This is a genomic window from Martelella mediterranea (assembly GCF_021021415.1).
GTDB classification, from domain to species: domain Bacteria; phylum Pseudomonadota; class Alphaproteobacteria; order Rhizobiales; family Rhizobiaceae; genus Martelella; species Martelella mediterranea_C.
In genome coordinates this window covers 351,632-367,815 of the sequence record NZ_JAINWJ010000001.1, presented here as the reverse complement: position 1 = coordinate 367,815, position 16,184 = coordinate 351,632, and the positions used below count along the sequence as shown (strand labels likewise).

Genomic DNA, 16,184 nt, shown 5'->3' with positions numbered 1-16,184 from the left:
GCCTATCCCTGCGAGCGTCCTCACAATTTGACATTCCGCGCCACCCTCACTGCCCCTGTCGGGGCATCTCTCCCGCCAGCGGGAGAGAGTATTGGGAGCAAGCGGCAAAGCCGGACGCAATTCGCGCTTCTTCCCGTCATAGCCGCTTGCATCATGCTGCCGTAAACCTATCTTGAGAGCATGGATTTTCATGGAGTTTCGATATGAGGCGGTTTGGTTTTGCTCTTTGCGCGGGCCTGTTGCTTGCGGGTGCCGCGCATGCGGAGCAGGTGGGCGAGGTCGGCGTCGACTGGGTCGGCAATGATATCCTAATCGAAGCCCTGCATGATCCCGAAGTGGACGGCGTAACCTGCCACATCGCCTATTTCGACCGCTCGATCATCGACCGGCTGTCGAAGGGGAACTGGTTCGAGGACCCGTCGAATTCCTCGATCGCCTGCCGCCAGACCGGACCCATCAGGATCGGTGACATCGACCTCGACGCCAATGGCGAGGAGGTGTTCCGCGAGGGGCGCTCGCTGATCTTCAAGCAACTCGTGATCAAGCGCATATACGACAAGGCCAATGAAACCCTGATCTATCTCGCCCACACCCGCGAGATCACCGAGGGCTCCGCCAAGATGTCGATGTCGACCGTGCCGCTTTACGGCCAGGACGTCGTGTGGGAAAACGGAGCGCCCGAGTAAAGCAGGCACGAGGAGAGCATCATGAGGCTTGAAGCGAGCTGCCAGTGCGGCAAGGTTTCCTATTCGGTCGAAAGCCGAACGCCCTATCCCTATATGCGCTGCTATTGCAGCATCTGCCGCAAGCACGCCGGCGGCGGCGGTTATGCGATCAATCTTGGCGCAGACTCGGATACTCTGGAGGTGAGGGGCGGCGAGCACAAGCGCTTCTACCACGCCCGCATGCATGACGGCGAGAGCGAGGGCGAACGACACTTTTGCGGCAATTGCGGCAGCGCGCTCTATCTCTATGACGAACGCTGGCCGGAACTGGTGCATCCAATTGCCGCAGCGGTGGATACGCCCTTGCCCAGTCCGCCCGAGATCGTGCATATCATGCTGGACTCCAAGGCCAATTGGGTGGACGTGCCGGAAGGCCCCGGCCATGTCTATTTTGGCGGCTATCCGGAGCTTTCGATCGAGGACTGGCACCGCAAGCACGGTCTTCTGGAGGAATAGGGCGGCACTCGGCTCGCCGAACAAGGGATAAGCATGAAAACCTTCCGTCGCGTGCTCTGGGCTTCCGTCGCTGTGATATGCGCGGTGCTGATCTGGCTGGTCTATGAAATCGGCGAGACCAATGAGGAGATGATGAATGTCCCCTTCGGTCCCTCCTTCCAGTTGACCGCAGGCGACGGCCAGCCGATCACCGAGCAGGCGCTGCGCGACAAGCCGACCGCGCTGTTCTTCGGCTTTACCCATTGCCCGGAAGTCTGCCCGACCACGCTCTACGAGTTGAACGGCTGGCTCAACGAGGTTGATCCCGATGGCGACAAGATCAACGCCTACTGGATGTCCGTCGACCCGGAACGCGATAGGCCGGAAACCATGGAACGCTACCTTTCCAATGTCTCCGATCGGATCGAGGCGATTTCGGGCGATCCGGACAAGGTGCGCGCCGCGCTCGACAAGTTCGGGATCTACTACGAGAAGGTCCCGCTCGACCCCGATCAGCCGGATGGCGATTATACGATGAACCACAATGCCTCGGTCTTCCTGCTCGATGATGGCGGGGTGCTGAAAGGCACGATCGCCTATGGCGAAAGCCGGGATGTGGCGGTGAAGAAGCTCGAAAACCTGATCAACTGACGGCTGCGGCCTTGCCATTGACGGCGGGCGGGCTTATCGCGGATGGCAGGAATTTCAGGAAAGGCCGCTCCGTGAGCCAGATCAGACTTTACGTCACAACCAATGAAGTCGGCGCGGGCCAGATGCTCGATGCGCTTTCCATGGCGCTCGGCGAGGAGCCCTATGCGCTGGCGACCATGGAGATCGACGAGAAGGCCAACCGCTGGGAGGCCTCGGTCTATCTCGACGCGGACGAGGAGGAGGCGCTGCGGGCGATCTTCGCGGATGCGGTGAAATCCGTCTTTGGCGAGAGCGGTCCGGAAATCGAGAAGGAAGAGATCGAGGAAATCGACTGGATCGCTAAATCGCTGGAAGGGCTGAAGCCGGTGCGCGCCGGGCGCTTTCTGGTTCACGGTTCGCATGACCGCGATCACCGCCGCGCGGGCGATATCGCGATCGAAATCGAGGCGGGGCAGGCGTTCGGAACCGGCCACCACGGCACCACCAGCGGCTGCCTGGAAATGATCGATACCGTGCTGAAGGCCGAACACCCGCTCAACGCGCTCGATCTCGGCACGGGCACAGGCGTGCTGGCTATGGCGGTGCGCAAGCTAAGACCCATCCCGGTTCTGGCCACCGACATCGACCCGGTCGCCGTCAAGGTGGCGCGCGACAATGCGCGCGCGAACGGCATCGCCTCCGGCATCGATTTCGTCACCGCGCCGGGCTTTCACCACGCGGCCTTTGCCGAATATGCGCCCTTCGACCTGATCATCGCCAATATTCTCGCCCGCCCGCTGATGAAGCTTGCGCCGGGCGTGAAGCGCAATCTGGCGCCGGGCGGCGCGGTCATCCTCTCCGGCATTCTCGCCGAACAGCGCTGGAAGGTGCTCTCAGCCTATCGCGGCCAAGGCATGCGCCACGAGCGCACCTATTGGCGCAATGGCTGGGTGACGCTGCTGCTGAGAGGGTAGGCCGTCTCTTTCGGGAAGGCATCAGACCGCTGACAAAGTTCTCCCCACTTTCCTTCGTCACCCTCGGGACAAGCCCGAGGATGACGTCCGTAAAAAGGGTTGGTTTGTGAGTAACCCGAAGGCTCTACACCGCAACCCCGATCGCGCTTTCCCGCACAGACATGCGGGCCTGGCGGCGCTGGGCGCGTTCCTGCTGGGGGGAACAGTGGTAGATTTCGCGGTAGCATTTTGAAAAATGCGAGGCGGAGACGAAACCGCAGGCGACCGCGACATCGACGATCGGCATGGTCGATTGCGCCAGCAGGCGGCGGGCGCGGTCGAGGCGGATTTCGAGATAGTAGCGGGCCGGGGAGCGACCCATCTCCTGGCGGTACAGACGTTCGATCTGGCGGCGCGACAGGCCGACCGCATCGGCGATCTCGATCAGCGACAACGGCTCGGCGAGATTGGCCTCCATCAGCTCGATGATCTGCAGCACCTTGCCGTTCTGGACCCCGAGACGGGCGCTGAGCGGCAGGCGCTGGCGCTCGGAGGACAGGCGCACCCGGTCGGTCAGCGCCTGTTCGCAGATCGCGTTGACGAGGCCCTCGCCGAATTCCCGGCCGATGAGATGCAGGATCATGTCCATCGACGCGGTGCCGCCGGCCGAGGTATAGATGTTGCGGTCGATCACGAAGAGATCGGCATGGGCGTCGATTTCCGGCCAGGTTTCGGTGAAGCCCGGCATGTTTTCCCAGTGGATTGCGCAACGGCGGCCCTTGAGCAGACCGGCGCGGGCGAGAAGATGTGTTCCCGTGCACATCGCGCCAATGCCGCAGCCGCGATTGTTGAGTTCGCGCAGCCAGGCCTCGAAGGATTTGTTGTAGTAATCCTCGACGTCGATGCCGGAACAGACCAGCACCAGATCCGGGCGCTTCTCACCCATCAGGGCGCGGCGCTCGTCGGCGAGCGAGGTATCCGGATCGATGGCGATGCCGCTCGAGGAACAGATTTTCAGCCCGCTGTCGGAGGCGATCCGCCAACGATAGGCCTCGTGACCGAGCATCCTGTTGGCGATGCGCAACGCCTCGATCGCGCTGGTGAAGGGCAGCAGCGAGAATTGCGGAACGAGATAAAAAACAAACGATCTTACCATGATGGACACCGCCGCGCTGAGAGCCGGATTCGACACTTGAGAAAATACAATTTCCGCAAGAAACCGGGTCGCCAATAGTCTGTTTACGACATTGACACAGACAAATGCGGCGGGAAAGAGCACGCAACTTCGAATGGTTCGATTTTTACGGTCGGCCATGCCCTTTCAGGCGTAATGGATATGGCCGACCGGCGCGTCCTGCGCGCCTCAATCATGGCGCCAGTAGCGGTCATCGGAAAAGACGTCCTGGCGCAGATGCGGCGGGACCCGCCTGATGTTTTCCTCAAGCTGCTGCTTGCGCGTAAGCTGGTCCTGCAGATTGGCATATCCTGCGAGTGGCGCCACCAGATGACGTAATATGATGAACAATCCCATGACTTCTCTCCTTCAAGCGCGGGTGATGAGACAAAGGTAGGCGGATTTGACATTCAATCAAACGAAATGTAATCATGGCTTCAGTCAAAAATATTGATCCAAGAGGCCGCCATGACCCTGAGCCTGCAAACGCCGCTTCCGGTTCTCGACAACGACATTCTGCGCACCTTCGTGGCGATCGCGGAGACCGGCAGCTTTTCCGGGGCCGCCGAGCGGGTCTTCAGGACGCCTTCGGCGGTGTCGATGCAGATCAAACGGCTGGAGGAGCTTGTCGGGGTCTCATTGTTCGTGCGCGATTCCCGCGCCGTGCGCCTCACCCGCAGCGGAGAGACGCTGTTGTCTTACGCGCGGCGCATGCTGGCGCTTTCCAATGAGGCGATGTCGCGCTTCCGCCATCCCGACATGCACGGCGTGGTGCGGCTCGGCGCGACCGACGATATCGGCGAGCGCGTGTTGCCGACCGTGCTGAAGCGCTTTGCCGAGGCGTTTCCGAGCGTGATGGTCGACGTCTCGATCGACAATTCGATTGGCCTTGCCCAGCGCCTGCGCGAGCAGCGGCTGGACCTTACCCTGCTGAACTCCGGCGACCTTCCGGGCAAGGATGATGATGGCGAGCTGATCATGCGCGAAAGGCTGGTCTGGGTCGGCGCGAAATGCGGCACGGCCTATCTCAAGGAGCCGTTGCCGGTGTCGATGTGGGAGCAGAGCTGCTGCTGGCGGCACGAGGCGGTGCGCAAGCTTGCCGAGGCCGGCCGGCCCTACCGCGTTGCCTATCTGAGCGCGACCACCATGGTTCAGCGCGCGGCCGTTCTCTCCGATCTCGCCGTGGCGCCGATCGCGGCGTATTACGTCACCGACGATATGGAAGTACTGGGACCCGACAAGGGGCTTCCCGAGCTCGGCTATTACGATATCCGGCTGAGATTTTCGGATCAGCGCGGCGAATTGATCGAGGCGGTGGCGGATGCGATCCGCCATGCCCTGCAGCCGGCGCAGCTTGCCAACCGGGTTGCCTGATCTGTCTCAGAGAATTCCGGCAAGCCATTAGAAAAGCAGTGCAATCAGTGCCCCGGCGGCAACCACGACAAGGCCTGCGAGCAGGATCGATATCACGCCGGTGATGATGCCGATGATCAGGCCATAGCCATCCCGCTCGGTATCCGACAAGCCGATCACCGCGAGCGCGAATGCCGGCAGCCAGTTGCCGAACGGGATCGGCATGAACACCACCAGCGACAGCAGAAAGGCGAAGGCGCCGAGCAGGCGTTCCGACCGACGGGTTTTCAGGAACCAGTATCGGGGCCGCACCGCGCTTTCGATCCAGCGCAACCAGGGCAGTATCCGCTCCAGCAGTGTCATGAAGCGCGCGCCGTCCATCGAGAATTGTGCGATCCGCTCGGGCAGCCAGACGCGCTTGCGGCGCGATGCCATCATCTGCCAGCTCACGAGGATCAGCGGTATGCCGAGCACCAGTGTCGCGCCCGGCGGCAGCGGTATCAGGTTGGGGATCGAAAACAGCACCAGAAAGGCGCCGAAGGATCGTTCGGCCAGCGCGCCGTCGAGCTGATCAAGGCTGACGCGGCCATCCGGCCCCGGCTGAAGGCGGGCGAGAATGGCGGAGAGCTTGTCACTGTCTTCCGTATGTTCGTTCACCGACGGTTTCCTCTCTTTGGACACAGAGGAAAGTAGGGTCGCAATACGGCTTTTGGAAGTGCCACCGGGCGTCTTCGCGGGGCATGGCGAAGCTTGTGGAAATCTCCGTTTTCCATTGTGGATAACGGAGGGAAGATCTGGGGAGAAACTGTGAAGATCTTTTCGAGCCCGATGCAGAGGGGGATTAGTTTCGCTCACGCAAGCATTGGCCCGGAACACGATGCAGTTCTGAACGTTTAAGAGACATCCGAACGAAAAATCAGGAGTTCGAAATGTTCAAAGGTAAGGTCATCCTCGCTTCCATTCTTTTCGCCATGGGCAGCCTGCTTGCCTCTTGCGGCAACACCATCGAAGGCATGGGCCAGGATACGGCGAACGCCATCGATGCGACGCAGAACGCCGGCCAGTCCGTAGACCGCGCTGCAAGCTATTAATAGAAGTCTTTGATTTCGCTGCAAAAGCCCGAGCCGAGCGCTCGGGCTTTCTGGTTTGCGGAAGGCGGCGTCAGATCGCGTTCTGCCAGCCGTGGTAAAACGCGTGATCCGCCATCACCGGCAGGGGTACAGGGCTGTAGGTCTTTGCCGACCAGTATGCCGCCGTGGCGAAATCGAGGCTGTGGCGCGCGTCGGCAAGGGTCAGCGGCAGCGGCGTCTTGGTACAGATGGCGTTGTGGAAACCCTGCATCTGGCCCGCAAAGCCGGTGGGCGGCGGAGCGAACTCGGCCAGGGCCTCGTCGATCCGGCGTGCGATTTCATCATTCGCCGGAATAAAGCGCCACGGCGCGTCCTCGGCGGTAAAATCGGGTCGGCTGTCGGTCTCGATCACCATGGTCTCGAAGCACAGCCGCATGCGGCTCAGCGGCTCGACGGAACCGAGCGTGGCCGAGGTGGTGGCGAGCGCGCCGCAGTGCAGTTCTACGGTCACGCTGGCGCAGTCCTCGACCTCGATCCCGCGGTTGACGCGGGTGGCGATGCGCGCGGAAAGCGAGCGCACAGGACCGAGCAAATAGAACATCAGGTCATTGGCGTGGATCGCGTGGTTCATCAGCACCCCGCCCAGCGCATCGTTCCAGTGCCGCCGCCAGTCGTGCTCGTAATATTGCGCGTCGCGCAGCCAGTGCACCTCGCAAGTCGCGACATAGGGCTTGCCGGCAATGCCGGTGGTGATCAGATGCTTGGCCTTCTGGGCGCCGTCATTGTAGCGATACTGCATGATCGGCATGACATGGCCGCTGGAGCGCGATTCGGCATCGAGCAGCTCGTCGATATCGGCAAGCGAGCCGACCAGCGGCTTTTCGCAGATCACGTGCTTTCCGGCCTTCAGCGCCGCAAGCATCAGGGCCTTGTGGGTGCCGGGCGGCGTGCAGACGTCGATCACGTCGATATCGTCCATGCCCAGGATCTCGAGATAGTCGGTCTCGCGCCGCTCAATGCCGAACCGGTCGCCGACCGCGTTGAGGTGGCTGGCGTCGATGTCGCAGAGGGCGGCGACTTCGAAGCGCTCCGGGTTGGGAAGATAACCGCGGCTGATATGCGTTTGACCGACGCCCAGGCCGACGACGGCGACTTTGAGTTTTCTCGTCATTCCAATGTCCTGTTATGCATATTTCGGACGTTTGCTTTCAATGCCGTTCCGTGCCTCCGGGCGCGGTCAAAGCCTGACGATCCGGCAGGGCGAGGCGCGCGGCGCTGGCAAGGGTTTCGGGGGCCAAAACAAACTCTGTGCAAGAATCATGCTTCCAGCAGGTAACCGCCAGCATTATCCGTTTTCGTGCTGGCGAAGCTTTGTCACTTTATCGCCATGTTCGGGCACTCATGGCAAGCCCCTTGCGTGATTCGATACGATGCGAATCGATTTTACAGGTGAGCGAAGGCGGCTAAGTTTTTGACTAAAATCAGTTTTCAATGCCCGGCCTCAGTCAGAAAACCTTCGACCATCGCCCTGTAGCCCGATCCGAAAAGCCGGAAATGCACCAGCGCCGGCCAGAGAGAATAGACGGCGCGCCGGGTCTCGAACCCGGGATCGAGCGTGTCATACTGTGCGTAAAACCGGTCGTCGAGATGGCCGAAAAGCTCGGCCATCGCCAGGTCGACCTCGCGGTCGCCATAGTAGCAGGCCGGGTCGATCAGCGCGGTCACGCGACCGCCCGACGTCATCACATTGCCCGACCAGAGATCGCCGTGAAGCAGGGCCGGGGCCGGCGTGTCCGGAATGAGTTCGCCCAGCCGCGCGGCGAGGCTTTCGATCCGCCGGGCAAGCGGGGAAGGCAGGTCCGCGAGGTTATTGAGCAGACGGTTGTCGCGCCAGAAGGCGACCCAGGATGGGGTCTCGTCATTGCGGATGGTAACCTTGCCGAAAGAAAAGTCCGCGCCGAAGCCGTAGGGTCTGTCGACCGGCTGGTGGAGAGCGGTCAGGCCCCGCGCCAGATCGTCCTCCGCGCCCGAAAATCCGCTGCGGCCCTCGACCTCCTCCATGATGAGCAATGTATCGTCGGCGGCAATCACGGCGGGCGCAGGTGCGCCTGTCGCCGCGATCAGCCGCAGCATCTCTGCTTCCAGCGCCGGTGCCGGGCCGGTTTTCACGATGCAGCTCCGTCCCGCGTCCGTCACGGCGCGCATCAATGCGGAAAGGTCGCCGCTTGAAAAATGGGCGAGTTCGACGCTTTCGACGCCGAGCAGGCGGGCGGTGTGGCGTGCAATCTGGTTCATCGTCGTTCCGTGGCTGAGCGCGCTCTGGACGCCGGGGGCGATGCTGTCATAAAAGCAGTCACCGCCGTGCGAAGGCTACGGCAATTTACCCGCGGAGTGCAAGCAATGGCCATCGAGGACGTCACAACCCGGTTGAGAAATCCCGAGGCGGCGCAGACCGTCATCGCCATCCTCAAGCAGCGCTTCGCCGACAAGGTGCAGACCGGCGAGGCCTTCCGCGCCCAGCATGCCCACACCACCACCTATCTGCCGGCGCAGCTTCCCGATGCCGTGTTCTTTGCCGAAAGCGCGGAGGACGTGAAGGCGGTGGTCAAGGCCTGCGCCGCCCATAAGGTGCCGGTGATACCCTTCGGCACGGGCTCCTCGCTGGAGGGGCAGGTGAACGCGCCCGAGGGCGGCATCTCGATCGATTTTTCGCGGATGAACCGCGTTCTGGCAGTCAATGCCGAGGATCTTGACTGCACGGTCGAGCCCGGCATCACCCGCGAGGAGCTGAACGCCTATCTGCGCGATACCGGCCTGTTTTTCCCGATCGATCCCGGCGCCAACGCCTCGATCGGTGGCATGGCCTCCACCCGCGCCTCCGGCACCAATGCGGTGCGCTACGGCACGATGAAGGATGTGGTGCTGGCGGTAACCGCGGTGACGGCGGATGGCGAGGAGATCACCACCGCCAGCCGCGCGCGCAAGTCGTCGGCTGGCTACGACCTGACGCGGCTTTTCGTCGGCGCGGAAGGCACGCTGGGCGTGATCACGTCCGTAACGCTGAAGCTTGCCGGCATCCCGGAAAAGATCGCCGGCGGGGTCTCCTCCTTCGCCACGCTGGAGGATGCCTGCAACGCGGTGATCATGACCATCCAGATGGGCATTCCGGTCGCCCGCATCGAGCTGCTGGACGCGCTGCAGGTGAAAGCCTGCAACGCCTATTCCGGCCTCGACTTTCCCGAAACGCCGCTGCTGCTTTTGGAATTCCACGGCAGCGAGCAGGCGGTCGCCATGCAATCGGAGCAGTTCGCCGAAATTGCCGCCGAGTGCGGCGGATCGGAGTTCGTCTGGACCGCCAATGCCGAGGAGCGCAATCGGCTCTGGAAGGCGCGCCACAATGCCTATTGGGCGGGCAGGGCGCTGAAGCCGGACTATGAGGGCTTTTCCACCGATGTCTGCGTGCCGATCTCGCGCCTTGCCGATTGCGTGCGCGAGACCCAGGCCGATATCGCCGCCGAGGGCATTCTGGCCCCGGTGGTTGGCCATGCCGGCGACGGCAATTTCCACCTTCTGGTGCTGTTCGACAAGGACAAACCCGGCGAGATCGAGAAGATCGAGGCCTTCACCGTCCGCCTTGCCGAGCGCGCAATCGCCATGGGCGGCACCTCGACCGGCGAGCACGGCGTCGGCCAGGGCAAGAAACGCGTTGTCGGCAAGGAGCTCGGAAGCGCGGTCGCGATGATGCGGGCGATCAAGCAGGCGCTCGACCCGGACAACATCTTCAATCCGGGCAAGATATTCTGATTGCAACCGGTGCGGCCTCGCGCGGAAAAAGGGCAAATCGCCCCGCATGGAACCGGCGCCTGAACTGGTTTGCCATTCTGCCCTGTGCTAGGTTCTGGCCAATGCGGCCGGAGCCGCAAACGCAAGTGACAGAGGAATAGCAGGTTTGCTGGCACGAATACTGGTTATCATTGGCGCTTTTCTGGTTTTCGTCCTCTGTGTCGCGCTGGTCGCTCCCTATTTCATCGACTGGAGCAGCTTCCGGCGGGAATTCGAGGTGCAGGCGAGCCGGGTGATCGGCAAGAAGGTCGAGGTGCTCGGCGACGTCGATGTCCGCATCCTGCCGTTTCCGGCGATTACCATGCACGATGTCAGCGTCGGCCGCGATGCCGCCGGCACGCCGCTTGCGACGGCCGAATCCTTCTCGATGGACGCGGAACTGGCGCCCTTCCTCAGCGGCGAGATGCGCATCTTCAAGATGCAGCTCGAACACCCCGTGTTCAATCTCTCGCTCGATGAGGATGGCGCGCTCTCATGGACCGACACCGGCGAGAGTGCCATCGCCTCCCGCCGCGTGATCTTCGAGGATGTCGAGGTGCGCGATGGCGAAATCCACCTCTCGGATGCGGCAAGCGGGCGGATGCGCAGCCTGACCGACATCGACGCCATGCTTTCCGCCAACGCGATCGAAGGCCCGTGGCGCATGGAGGGGACGGGCGTGCTCGATGGCCGCGCCGGAAGCTTCTCGATCCTGACCGGCCGTCCCGACCCCGAAACCCGCTCCGTGCGGGTGCGATTGACCGCTGCGCCCCTGCAATGGCCGCTTCTGGCGTCGATGGAAGGCGATGTGTCGCTTGCGACCGGCGCGCCGGTCTATGCCGGCGACTTCCGTCTCGCCGTGACCGCAGATGAGGAACAGGACGTGCCGCCGCCGCGCGTTGCCGGCAAGTTCGAGCTTACCAACAACTCCTTCGCGGTGCCGGAATACCGGCTGGAGGTCGGCACCCGCGTCGATCCCTATGTGATCTCGGGCGAGGGCAATTTCGACACACGGCCGGGCGGCACCTTTCTGCTGACGGCCAACGGCCAGCAATTCAATGTCGAGCGGCTTTCCGATTACGACACCAATCTGAAGAAGGGCCGGGTCGCGCCGCCAAGCGCGCGCGAGCGCCTCGACGTGCTGATCGGCTTCATCAGGGACGTGCCAATCCCGCAATTGCCGGGCAAGGTGACCTTCCGCCTGCCGGCGCTGGTCTCCGGCGATACCACGATCCGCTCGATCGTGCTCGACGCCTCGCCGGACGGCGATGGCTGGCGGATCGAAAACGGCTCGGCGATCCTGCCCGGCCGCACCCAGGTGGAAGCGTCCGGGCGGCTGGCCGTCGGCGACACGACGGATTTTTCGGGCTCGCTCCTGGTCGCCTCGCGCCAGCCAAGCGGACTTTCGCAATGGCTGACCGGCAAGGTCAGCCCGGAAATCCGCGAACTCGACCGCGCCGGCTTTTCCGCCGACGTTATTCTGACGCCGCAGACGCAGGCCTTCGAAAACCTGCAGATCGTCGCCGGCGACGCCGTGCTCGACGGCACCCTGTCGCGCCAGGCCGACGGCGCGGCGACGCCGACGCTCGATTTCGACCTCTCCGGCAATGTCATCGATCTGAACGCGCTCAGGGCTCTTGCCGGGCTGATGGTGGGCGAGGATATCGATAGTGGTCTCAGCCAGCATCGCATTCACGCCACGCTCAGGGCCGGCGCGGTCAACGCCTTCGACCTGACGGCCAATGTGGTCGATACCGATTTCACCTATCAGGCCGGCGCGGTGACGATCGAGAGCCTGAAGATCGACGATCTCGCGGGCGCGGCGATCACGCTTTCGGGGCAGGCACAGACGATGCGGGATATGCCGACCGGCTCCGCCCGCCTGACGCTTTTCGCCGGAGACATTACCGATTTCGTGGCGATGCTGCGCGAACGGGCCGGCGATCATCCGCTGCTGACCATGCTCGGCGATGGCGCGCTCTGGTACAACGATACCAGTCTCGAGGCGGATCTGACCTTCGGGCAGGATGGAACCGCAGCCGCCGCGGTGATCCAGGGCAGCGCCAATGGCAGCCGCATTTCCGGCTCGTGGCGGATGGACTCGCTCACGGGGCAGGGCGGCATGAGCGGCCAGCTTCAGGCCTCGAACCCGGATGCCGCGGTGCTGTTCGGACAGGCGGGCCTGATGCCGCTGCCGATCCCCGCGCCGGCGGGCGCGCAGGTGTCGCTTTCCGTCGATCGCGACGGTGCCGAGGGGCCGGCCACCATCGGCTTTCGCACGGCAAGCGGGGAGACCCGGTTCTCCGCCAGCGGCGAGGCGAGCCTTGCGGCGGGCGATTTCCTGAACGGCCGCTATTCGGTTTCGCTCGAAAGCCCTGATCTGGAACCCTATCTGGCGATGAACGCCTTTGCCGTTCCCGGCACGGCCTTCGGGGTGCCGGTGTCGCTGAAGGCGGCGCTCGATATCGACGATGAGACCTATACGCTTTCGGCCATTGACGGAACGCTTGACGGCAATGGCCTTGCCGGCCGGCTTTCGCTCGCAAGGGGCGGGCCGGTGGCCTCGCTCAAGGGCGCGCTCGCACTCGACCGGCTCGATATGGCCTGGCTGACAGAGGCCGTGTTCGGTCCCGATTTCACCGATGCCGAGGGCAATCTTTCGGATGTGCCCTTCGACCGCGCCTATTTCGGGACGGCGGAGGCGAGCGTGGACCTTCAGGCGGGCGCCTTCGATCTCGGTCTTGCCGAGCCGGTGACCGGCATGGGCGGCAAGCTCGATTTCCGCGGCGGCGGCATGGCGCTCAACGGGCTCTCGGGCCGGCTGATGGGTGGCACGCTTTCCGGCGACATGCGGCTTGGAAACACCGATGGCAACGGCTATTTCCAGGCCCAGATCAATCTTGCCGACGCAACTCTGCCGGACAATCTCTGGCAGGCGAACGGGACGCCCGTCGTCGCGGGCGCGTTCGATCTCGGCCTTGTCGTGGAAACCACCGCCGATACCGCGCGGGGCCTGAAATCGCAGGCCAGCGGTTCCGGCATCGTCACGCTCAAATCGCCGACCTTCAACGGCCTCGATCTCGGCTTCAGGGACGAGCTGCTCGCCTGGGCCGATTCCCAGGGCATCGAGATCACCAATGAGGCGATCGAGGAGGAGGTCCGCGGACTGCTCTTCGGCGATGGCAGCTTTGACGCGGGCGATATCGCGATCCCGTTTGCGATCACCGACGGAACGCTGCAGGCGCGCAATGTGCTGGTCGATCTGCCGGAGGCCAGCGTCTATGCGGCGATGGAGGCCGATCTGGACACGCGCGATCTGGACGCCGCGCTCGATGTCGCGCTCAAGCTTGGCGATGAGGGCGAGGAGGGGGCGAGCGCCGGCTTCACGATCGGCTTCAACGGCCCGCTTGCCGCGCCGGACCGCACCCTTGATCTCACCGAGATCGACAATTATCTGGCGCTGAGGGCGGTCGAGCGCGAGCGCGAACGCGTGGAACGCCTGCAGGCCGACATTCTCGAAAAACAGCGCCTGCGCCGTGAGGCGGCCCTCTACCAAGGCCGGGAAGAGGCGCGCGAGCGCCAGCGTCAGGAGGAGGCGGAACGGCAGCGGCAGGAAGAAGAGGCGCGCCGCGCCGCCGAGGCCGCCCGCAACGCCGAGGCGGGTGCCGCCGGTGAGCCTTCGTCAGATCAGGCATCGCCGGGCGACGCCGGTGGGGCCGCGCCCGATCAGCCGGCAGAAGCCGCGCCGATTTCCGTCGCGCCGGCAGAGGTCGTTCCCGAAGCGCCGGAGAAGAGCGATTGGGACCGACTGATCGAATCGATCATCGACGGGGCGGAGGAAGTGCGCCAGGACGGCGCGTCCAGCCCCTGAACGGCTCGGTCAAAATATCGCCGGTATTGCGGAGCATGTGAGGCGCAAACCGGGCACTGTTGGAACAGACTTTGCGCCGGGCAATGCTTTTTTTGCCGCAGCCTGGCGCTATGGATTCGGCAAGGTTGTCGCGGTAAAACAATGCGGTAGAGCCACAGTGTGGCTAATCGGATGAAGGGCAGACTTGAATGAAGACGGTGAAGCGCAGGCTTTTGATCGGGCTTGGTTGGGTGATGGTGGCGCTTGCCCTTGTCGGCGCGGTCCTGCCCGTGATGCCCACCGTGCCGTTCCTGATCGTTGCCGCCGCCGCCTTCGCCCGCTCCTCGCCGGAGCTTGAGGCAAAGTTGATGAACCATCCTCATTTCGGCCCGCATCTCGGCCGCTGGCGGCGCGAGGGCGCGATCTCGCTGCCGGCCAAGCTGCTTGCCGTGGCGGCCATGGGCTGCAGCATGGTCTCGGTTTTGCTGTTTGCCGGCGCATGGCCGTGGCTGCAGGCCGGCGTCGCGTTTTTGCTCGCCTGTTGCGCGCTCTACGTCCTCACCCGCCCTTCGCCGTCCAGAATGGCTGCTGACGGCTGATCTCCCCGGGTTTTAGCTGTTTTCCCGCGTCCTTGCCGCCGGCGCCTTCGACCAGTCTGGCTTGCTGATGCTTTGCAGCGGCTTCGATCCGGCATTGTCGATGCGGGCGAGAACGGCGCGGGCGAGTTCGCGCCCGGCCTGGCTGAAATCCTCGCTCATGGCAATGAGTTCCGGATTGATCCAGTTCAGGAAGTCGGCCGGCTGCTTGGCCACCACGTCAACCTCGCGGCCGAGCGTCAGGTTGCAGTCCCTGAGCGCCGCCATGATCGGGATCGCGCTGCTGCCGCTGCAGGCGATCACGGCGTCCGGCGGATGGCTGGAACGCAGCGTCGCGAGCATGCCGCTGCGGATCTCGGTCAGGGGCGAATCGGTCGAGATCGATGTCAGCGGCGTCTCCTCCAGGGAGAACTGGCTGAGGCCGCGTTCGAAGCCGGAGCGGAAATACTTGTAATAGGTCAGGTGGCTCGGCGGCTGCAGGCTGACGATCCGCCGCCGCCCGCGCCCCGCCAGCATTTCCACGGCGTCGAAGGCATAGGCGTCATTGTCGAAATCATGAAACGGATAGTCGATACTGCCGTCCGTGCGGCCATGGGCGGCAAACGGCATGCCGCGCTCGCGCATCAGCTTGATGCGGGGATCGTCGGGCTCGATGCGCGAGATGATCACGCCATCGGCCGAGCCGGTATCGAGGATATAGCGCACCGGCGTCATCTGATCGTGATGGATCGGCTGCGGCATCAGCACGAGATGATAGGGCGTGTCGGCCAGGATTTCAGAGATGCCGAAGATCATCTGACCGGCCATGCCCATGATTTCCTCTTCCAAATTGAGGATGAGCGCAATGACATTGGTCTTGCCGGTCCTGAGCCTGACGCCGGCGCGATTCGGCATGTAGCCGAGCTGCTTGGCGACCAGCCGCACCCGTTCCTTGGTGTGTTCGGCGATATCCGGCGCATCCTTCAGCGCGCGCGAGACGGTGGTGACGCCGAGCCCGGTCATATAGGCGATTGTCTTCAGCGTCGGCCGGGCGTTCGCGGTCTCGCCTGTTCGACCCTCTATTCGGCTTGTCGTCGGTTTCATTGCGTCTCCTCATTCGCCGGCAACCGGACTGATTGCAAACGCGCCTTGCCGCGCGAAACTGGTCGCGCGCGGCTCGTCTGCGTTTCGAGGTTGCACCTCTCCCGCCCGTCCTGAACGGCCCCGCCTGTCGCCGACGCTTATAGCGTCTCCCGGCAATCCATGCGCAAAAAAGCGCTGTTTGCCAAGCGTCAAGCAGCCTCCTCCCGTCAGGGAAAGGGGATGACGGCAGTCTAGCGCGGCAAGAGCTGAAACGATACAGAAAAGTGTTTCTGGCCGTTCGAGTTCCTGATTTTCAAGGCGTAGGCGGCGTCATGACGCATAGGTCACCGCATTGTTTGCGTTAGCGAAGAAGCGCCGTTTCGGAATCCGATTTTATGTAAAAAACACAATTAAAATAATGATTTGATTTGATATTTGCATTGCAATACGGCTTGTGGTCGGGGCGGGAAAAATTCCGACTAAAGTCGCACGGAAACAAAAACTTCGACAAAAA

General features: G+C 63.1%; 15 protein-coding genes. 9 read left to right on the top strand and 6 right to left on the bottom strand.

Features of this window, described 5'->3' with window-relative positions; all coding sequences use genetic code 11:
* Positions 1-203: 203 nt before the first annotated feature.
* From K7H91_RS01685 to K7H91_RS01670, 4 genes are all read left to right on the top strand, one after another.
* Positions 204-686 (top strand): CreA family protein, encoded by a 483-nt coding sequence (locus tag K7H91_RS01685; protein WP_230718444.1) that lies wholly within the window; start codon positions 204-206, stop codon positions 684-686.
* Positions 687-707: 21 nt separating this feature from the next.
* The gene (locus tag K7H91_RS01680) at positions 708-1,181 is read left to right on the top strand and encodes a GFA family protein (RefSeq protein ID WP_230718443.1); all 474 of its coding nucleotides are present in this window, start codon (positions 708-710) and stop codon (positions 1,179-1,181) included.
* A gap of 33 nt (positions 1,182-1,214) precedes the next feature.
* The gene (locus K7H91_RS01675) at positions 1,215-1,811 is read left to right on the top strand and encodes an SCO family protein (protein WP_230718442.1); all 597 of its coding nucleotides are present in this window, start codon (positions 1,215-1,217) and stop codon (positions 1,809-1,811) included.
* 71 nt (positions 1,812-1,882) lie between these two features.
* Positions 1,883-2,764, top strand: a complete 882-nt coding sequence (locus K7H91_RS01670; RefSeq protein WP_230718441.1) for a 50S ribosomal protein L11 methyltransferase — start codon at positions 1,883-1,885, stop codon at positions 2,762-2,764.
* Between the two features lie 124 nt (positions 2,765-2,888).
* On the opposite strand, the gene K7H91_RS01665 is transcribed toward K7H91_RS01670, so the two are convergent.
* Positions 2,889-3,899, bottom strand: coding sequence for a GlxA family transcriptional regulator (locus tag K7H91_RS01665; protein WP_230718440.1), 1,011 nt, complete (start codon positions 3,897-3,899; stop codon positions 2,889-2,891).
* Between the two features lie 207 nt (positions 3,900-4,106).
* Positions 4,107-4,274, bottom strand: a complete 168-nt coding sequence (locus tag K7H91_RS01660) for a hypothetical protein (RefSeq protein WP_230718439.1) — start codon at positions 4,272-4,274, stop codon at positions 4,107-4,109.
* Positions 4,275-4,385: 111 nt separating this feature from the next.
* Here K7H91_RS01660 and K7H91_RS01655 point away from each other — a divergent pair, with 111 nt between their 5' ends.
* Positions 4,386-5,291 carry a LysR family transcriptional regulator gene (locus K7H91_RS01655; RefSeq protein ID WP_230718438.1) on the top strand — a complete coding sequence of 302 codons (906 nt, stop codon included), beginning with the start codon at positions 4,386-4,388 and terminating at the stop codon, positions 5,289-5,291.
* A 27-nt stretch (positions 5,292-5,318) separates the two neighbouring features.
* Here K7H91_RS01655 and K7H91_RS01650 read toward each other — a convergent pair whose 3' ends face one another.
* Positions 5,319-5,927 (bottom strand): exopolysaccharide biosynthesis protein, encoded by a 609-nt coding sequence (locus K7H91_RS01650; RefSeq protein ID WP_230718437.1) that lies wholly within the window; start codon positions 5,925-5,927, stop codon positions 5,319-5,321.
* Positions 5,928-6,241: 314 nt separating this feature from the next.
* Here K7H91_RS01650 and K7H91_RS01645 point away from each other — a divergent pair, with 314 nt between their 5' ends.
* On the top strand, positions 6,242-6,361 hold the full coding sequence (locus K7H91_RS01645) for an entericidin (RefSeq protein ID WP_085986587.1): 120 nt from the start codon (positions 6,242-6,244) through the stop codon (positions 6,359-6,361).
* 70 nt (positions 6,362-6,431) lie between these two features.
* Here the strand turns inward: K7H91_RS01645 and K7H91_RS01640 are convergent, their stop codons facing one another.
* Positions 6,432-7,511: a Gfo/Idh/MocA family protein gene (locus K7H91_RS01640; protein WP_230718436.1), complete on the bottom strand. Its 1,080-nt coding sequence runs from the start codon at positions 7,509-7,511 to the stop codon at positions 6,432-6,434.
* Positions 7,512-7,828: 317 nt separating this feature from the next.
* Positions 7,829-8,635 carry a fructosamine kinase family protein gene (locus K7H91_RS01635; RefSeq protein WP_230718435.1) on the bottom strand — a complete coding sequence of 269 codons (807 nt, stop codon included), beginning with the start codon at positions 8,633-8,635 and terminating at the stop codon, positions 7,829-7,831.
* Between the two features lie 105 nt (positions 8,636-8,740).
* On the opposite strand from K7H91_RS01635, the gene K7H91_RS01630 reads away from it, so the two are divergent.
* The 3 genes from K7H91_RS01630 to K7H91_RS01620 all read left to right on the top strand — a co-directional run bounded on the left by K7H91_RS01630 (position 8,741) and on the right by K7H91_RS01620 (position 14,611).
* Positions 8,741-10,144, top strand: a complete 1,404-nt coding sequence (locus K7H91_RS01630; RefSeq protein WP_230718434.1) for an FAD-binding oxidoreductase — start codon at positions 8,741-8,743, stop codon at positions 10,142-10,144.
* A 145-nt stretch (positions 10,145-10,289) separates the two neighbouring features.
* Complete coding sequence (locus K7H91_RS01625) at positions 10,290-14,033, top strand: AsmA-like C-terminal region-containing protein (RefSeq protein WP_230718433.1); 3,744 nt, start codon at positions 10,290-10,292, stop codon at positions 14,031-14,033.
* A 188-nt stretch (positions 14,034-14,221) separates the two neighbouring features.
* On the top strand, positions 14,222-14,611 hold the full coding sequence (locus tag K7H91_RS01620) for a YbaN family protein (RefSeq protein ID WP_230718432.1): 390 nt from the start codon (positions 14,222-14,224) through the stop codon (positions 14,609-14,611).
* A 12-nt stretch (positions 14,612-14,623) separates the two neighbouring features.
* On the opposite strand, the gene K7H91_RS01615 is transcribed toward K7H91_RS01620, so the two are convergent.
* On the bottom strand, positions 14,624-15,691 hold the full coding sequence (locus K7H91_RS01615) for a LacI family transcriptional regulator (protein ID WP_230718431.1): 1,068 nt from the start codon (positions 15,689-15,691) through the stop codon (positions 14,624-14,626).
* Positions 15,692-16,184 lie beyond the last annotated feature (493 nt).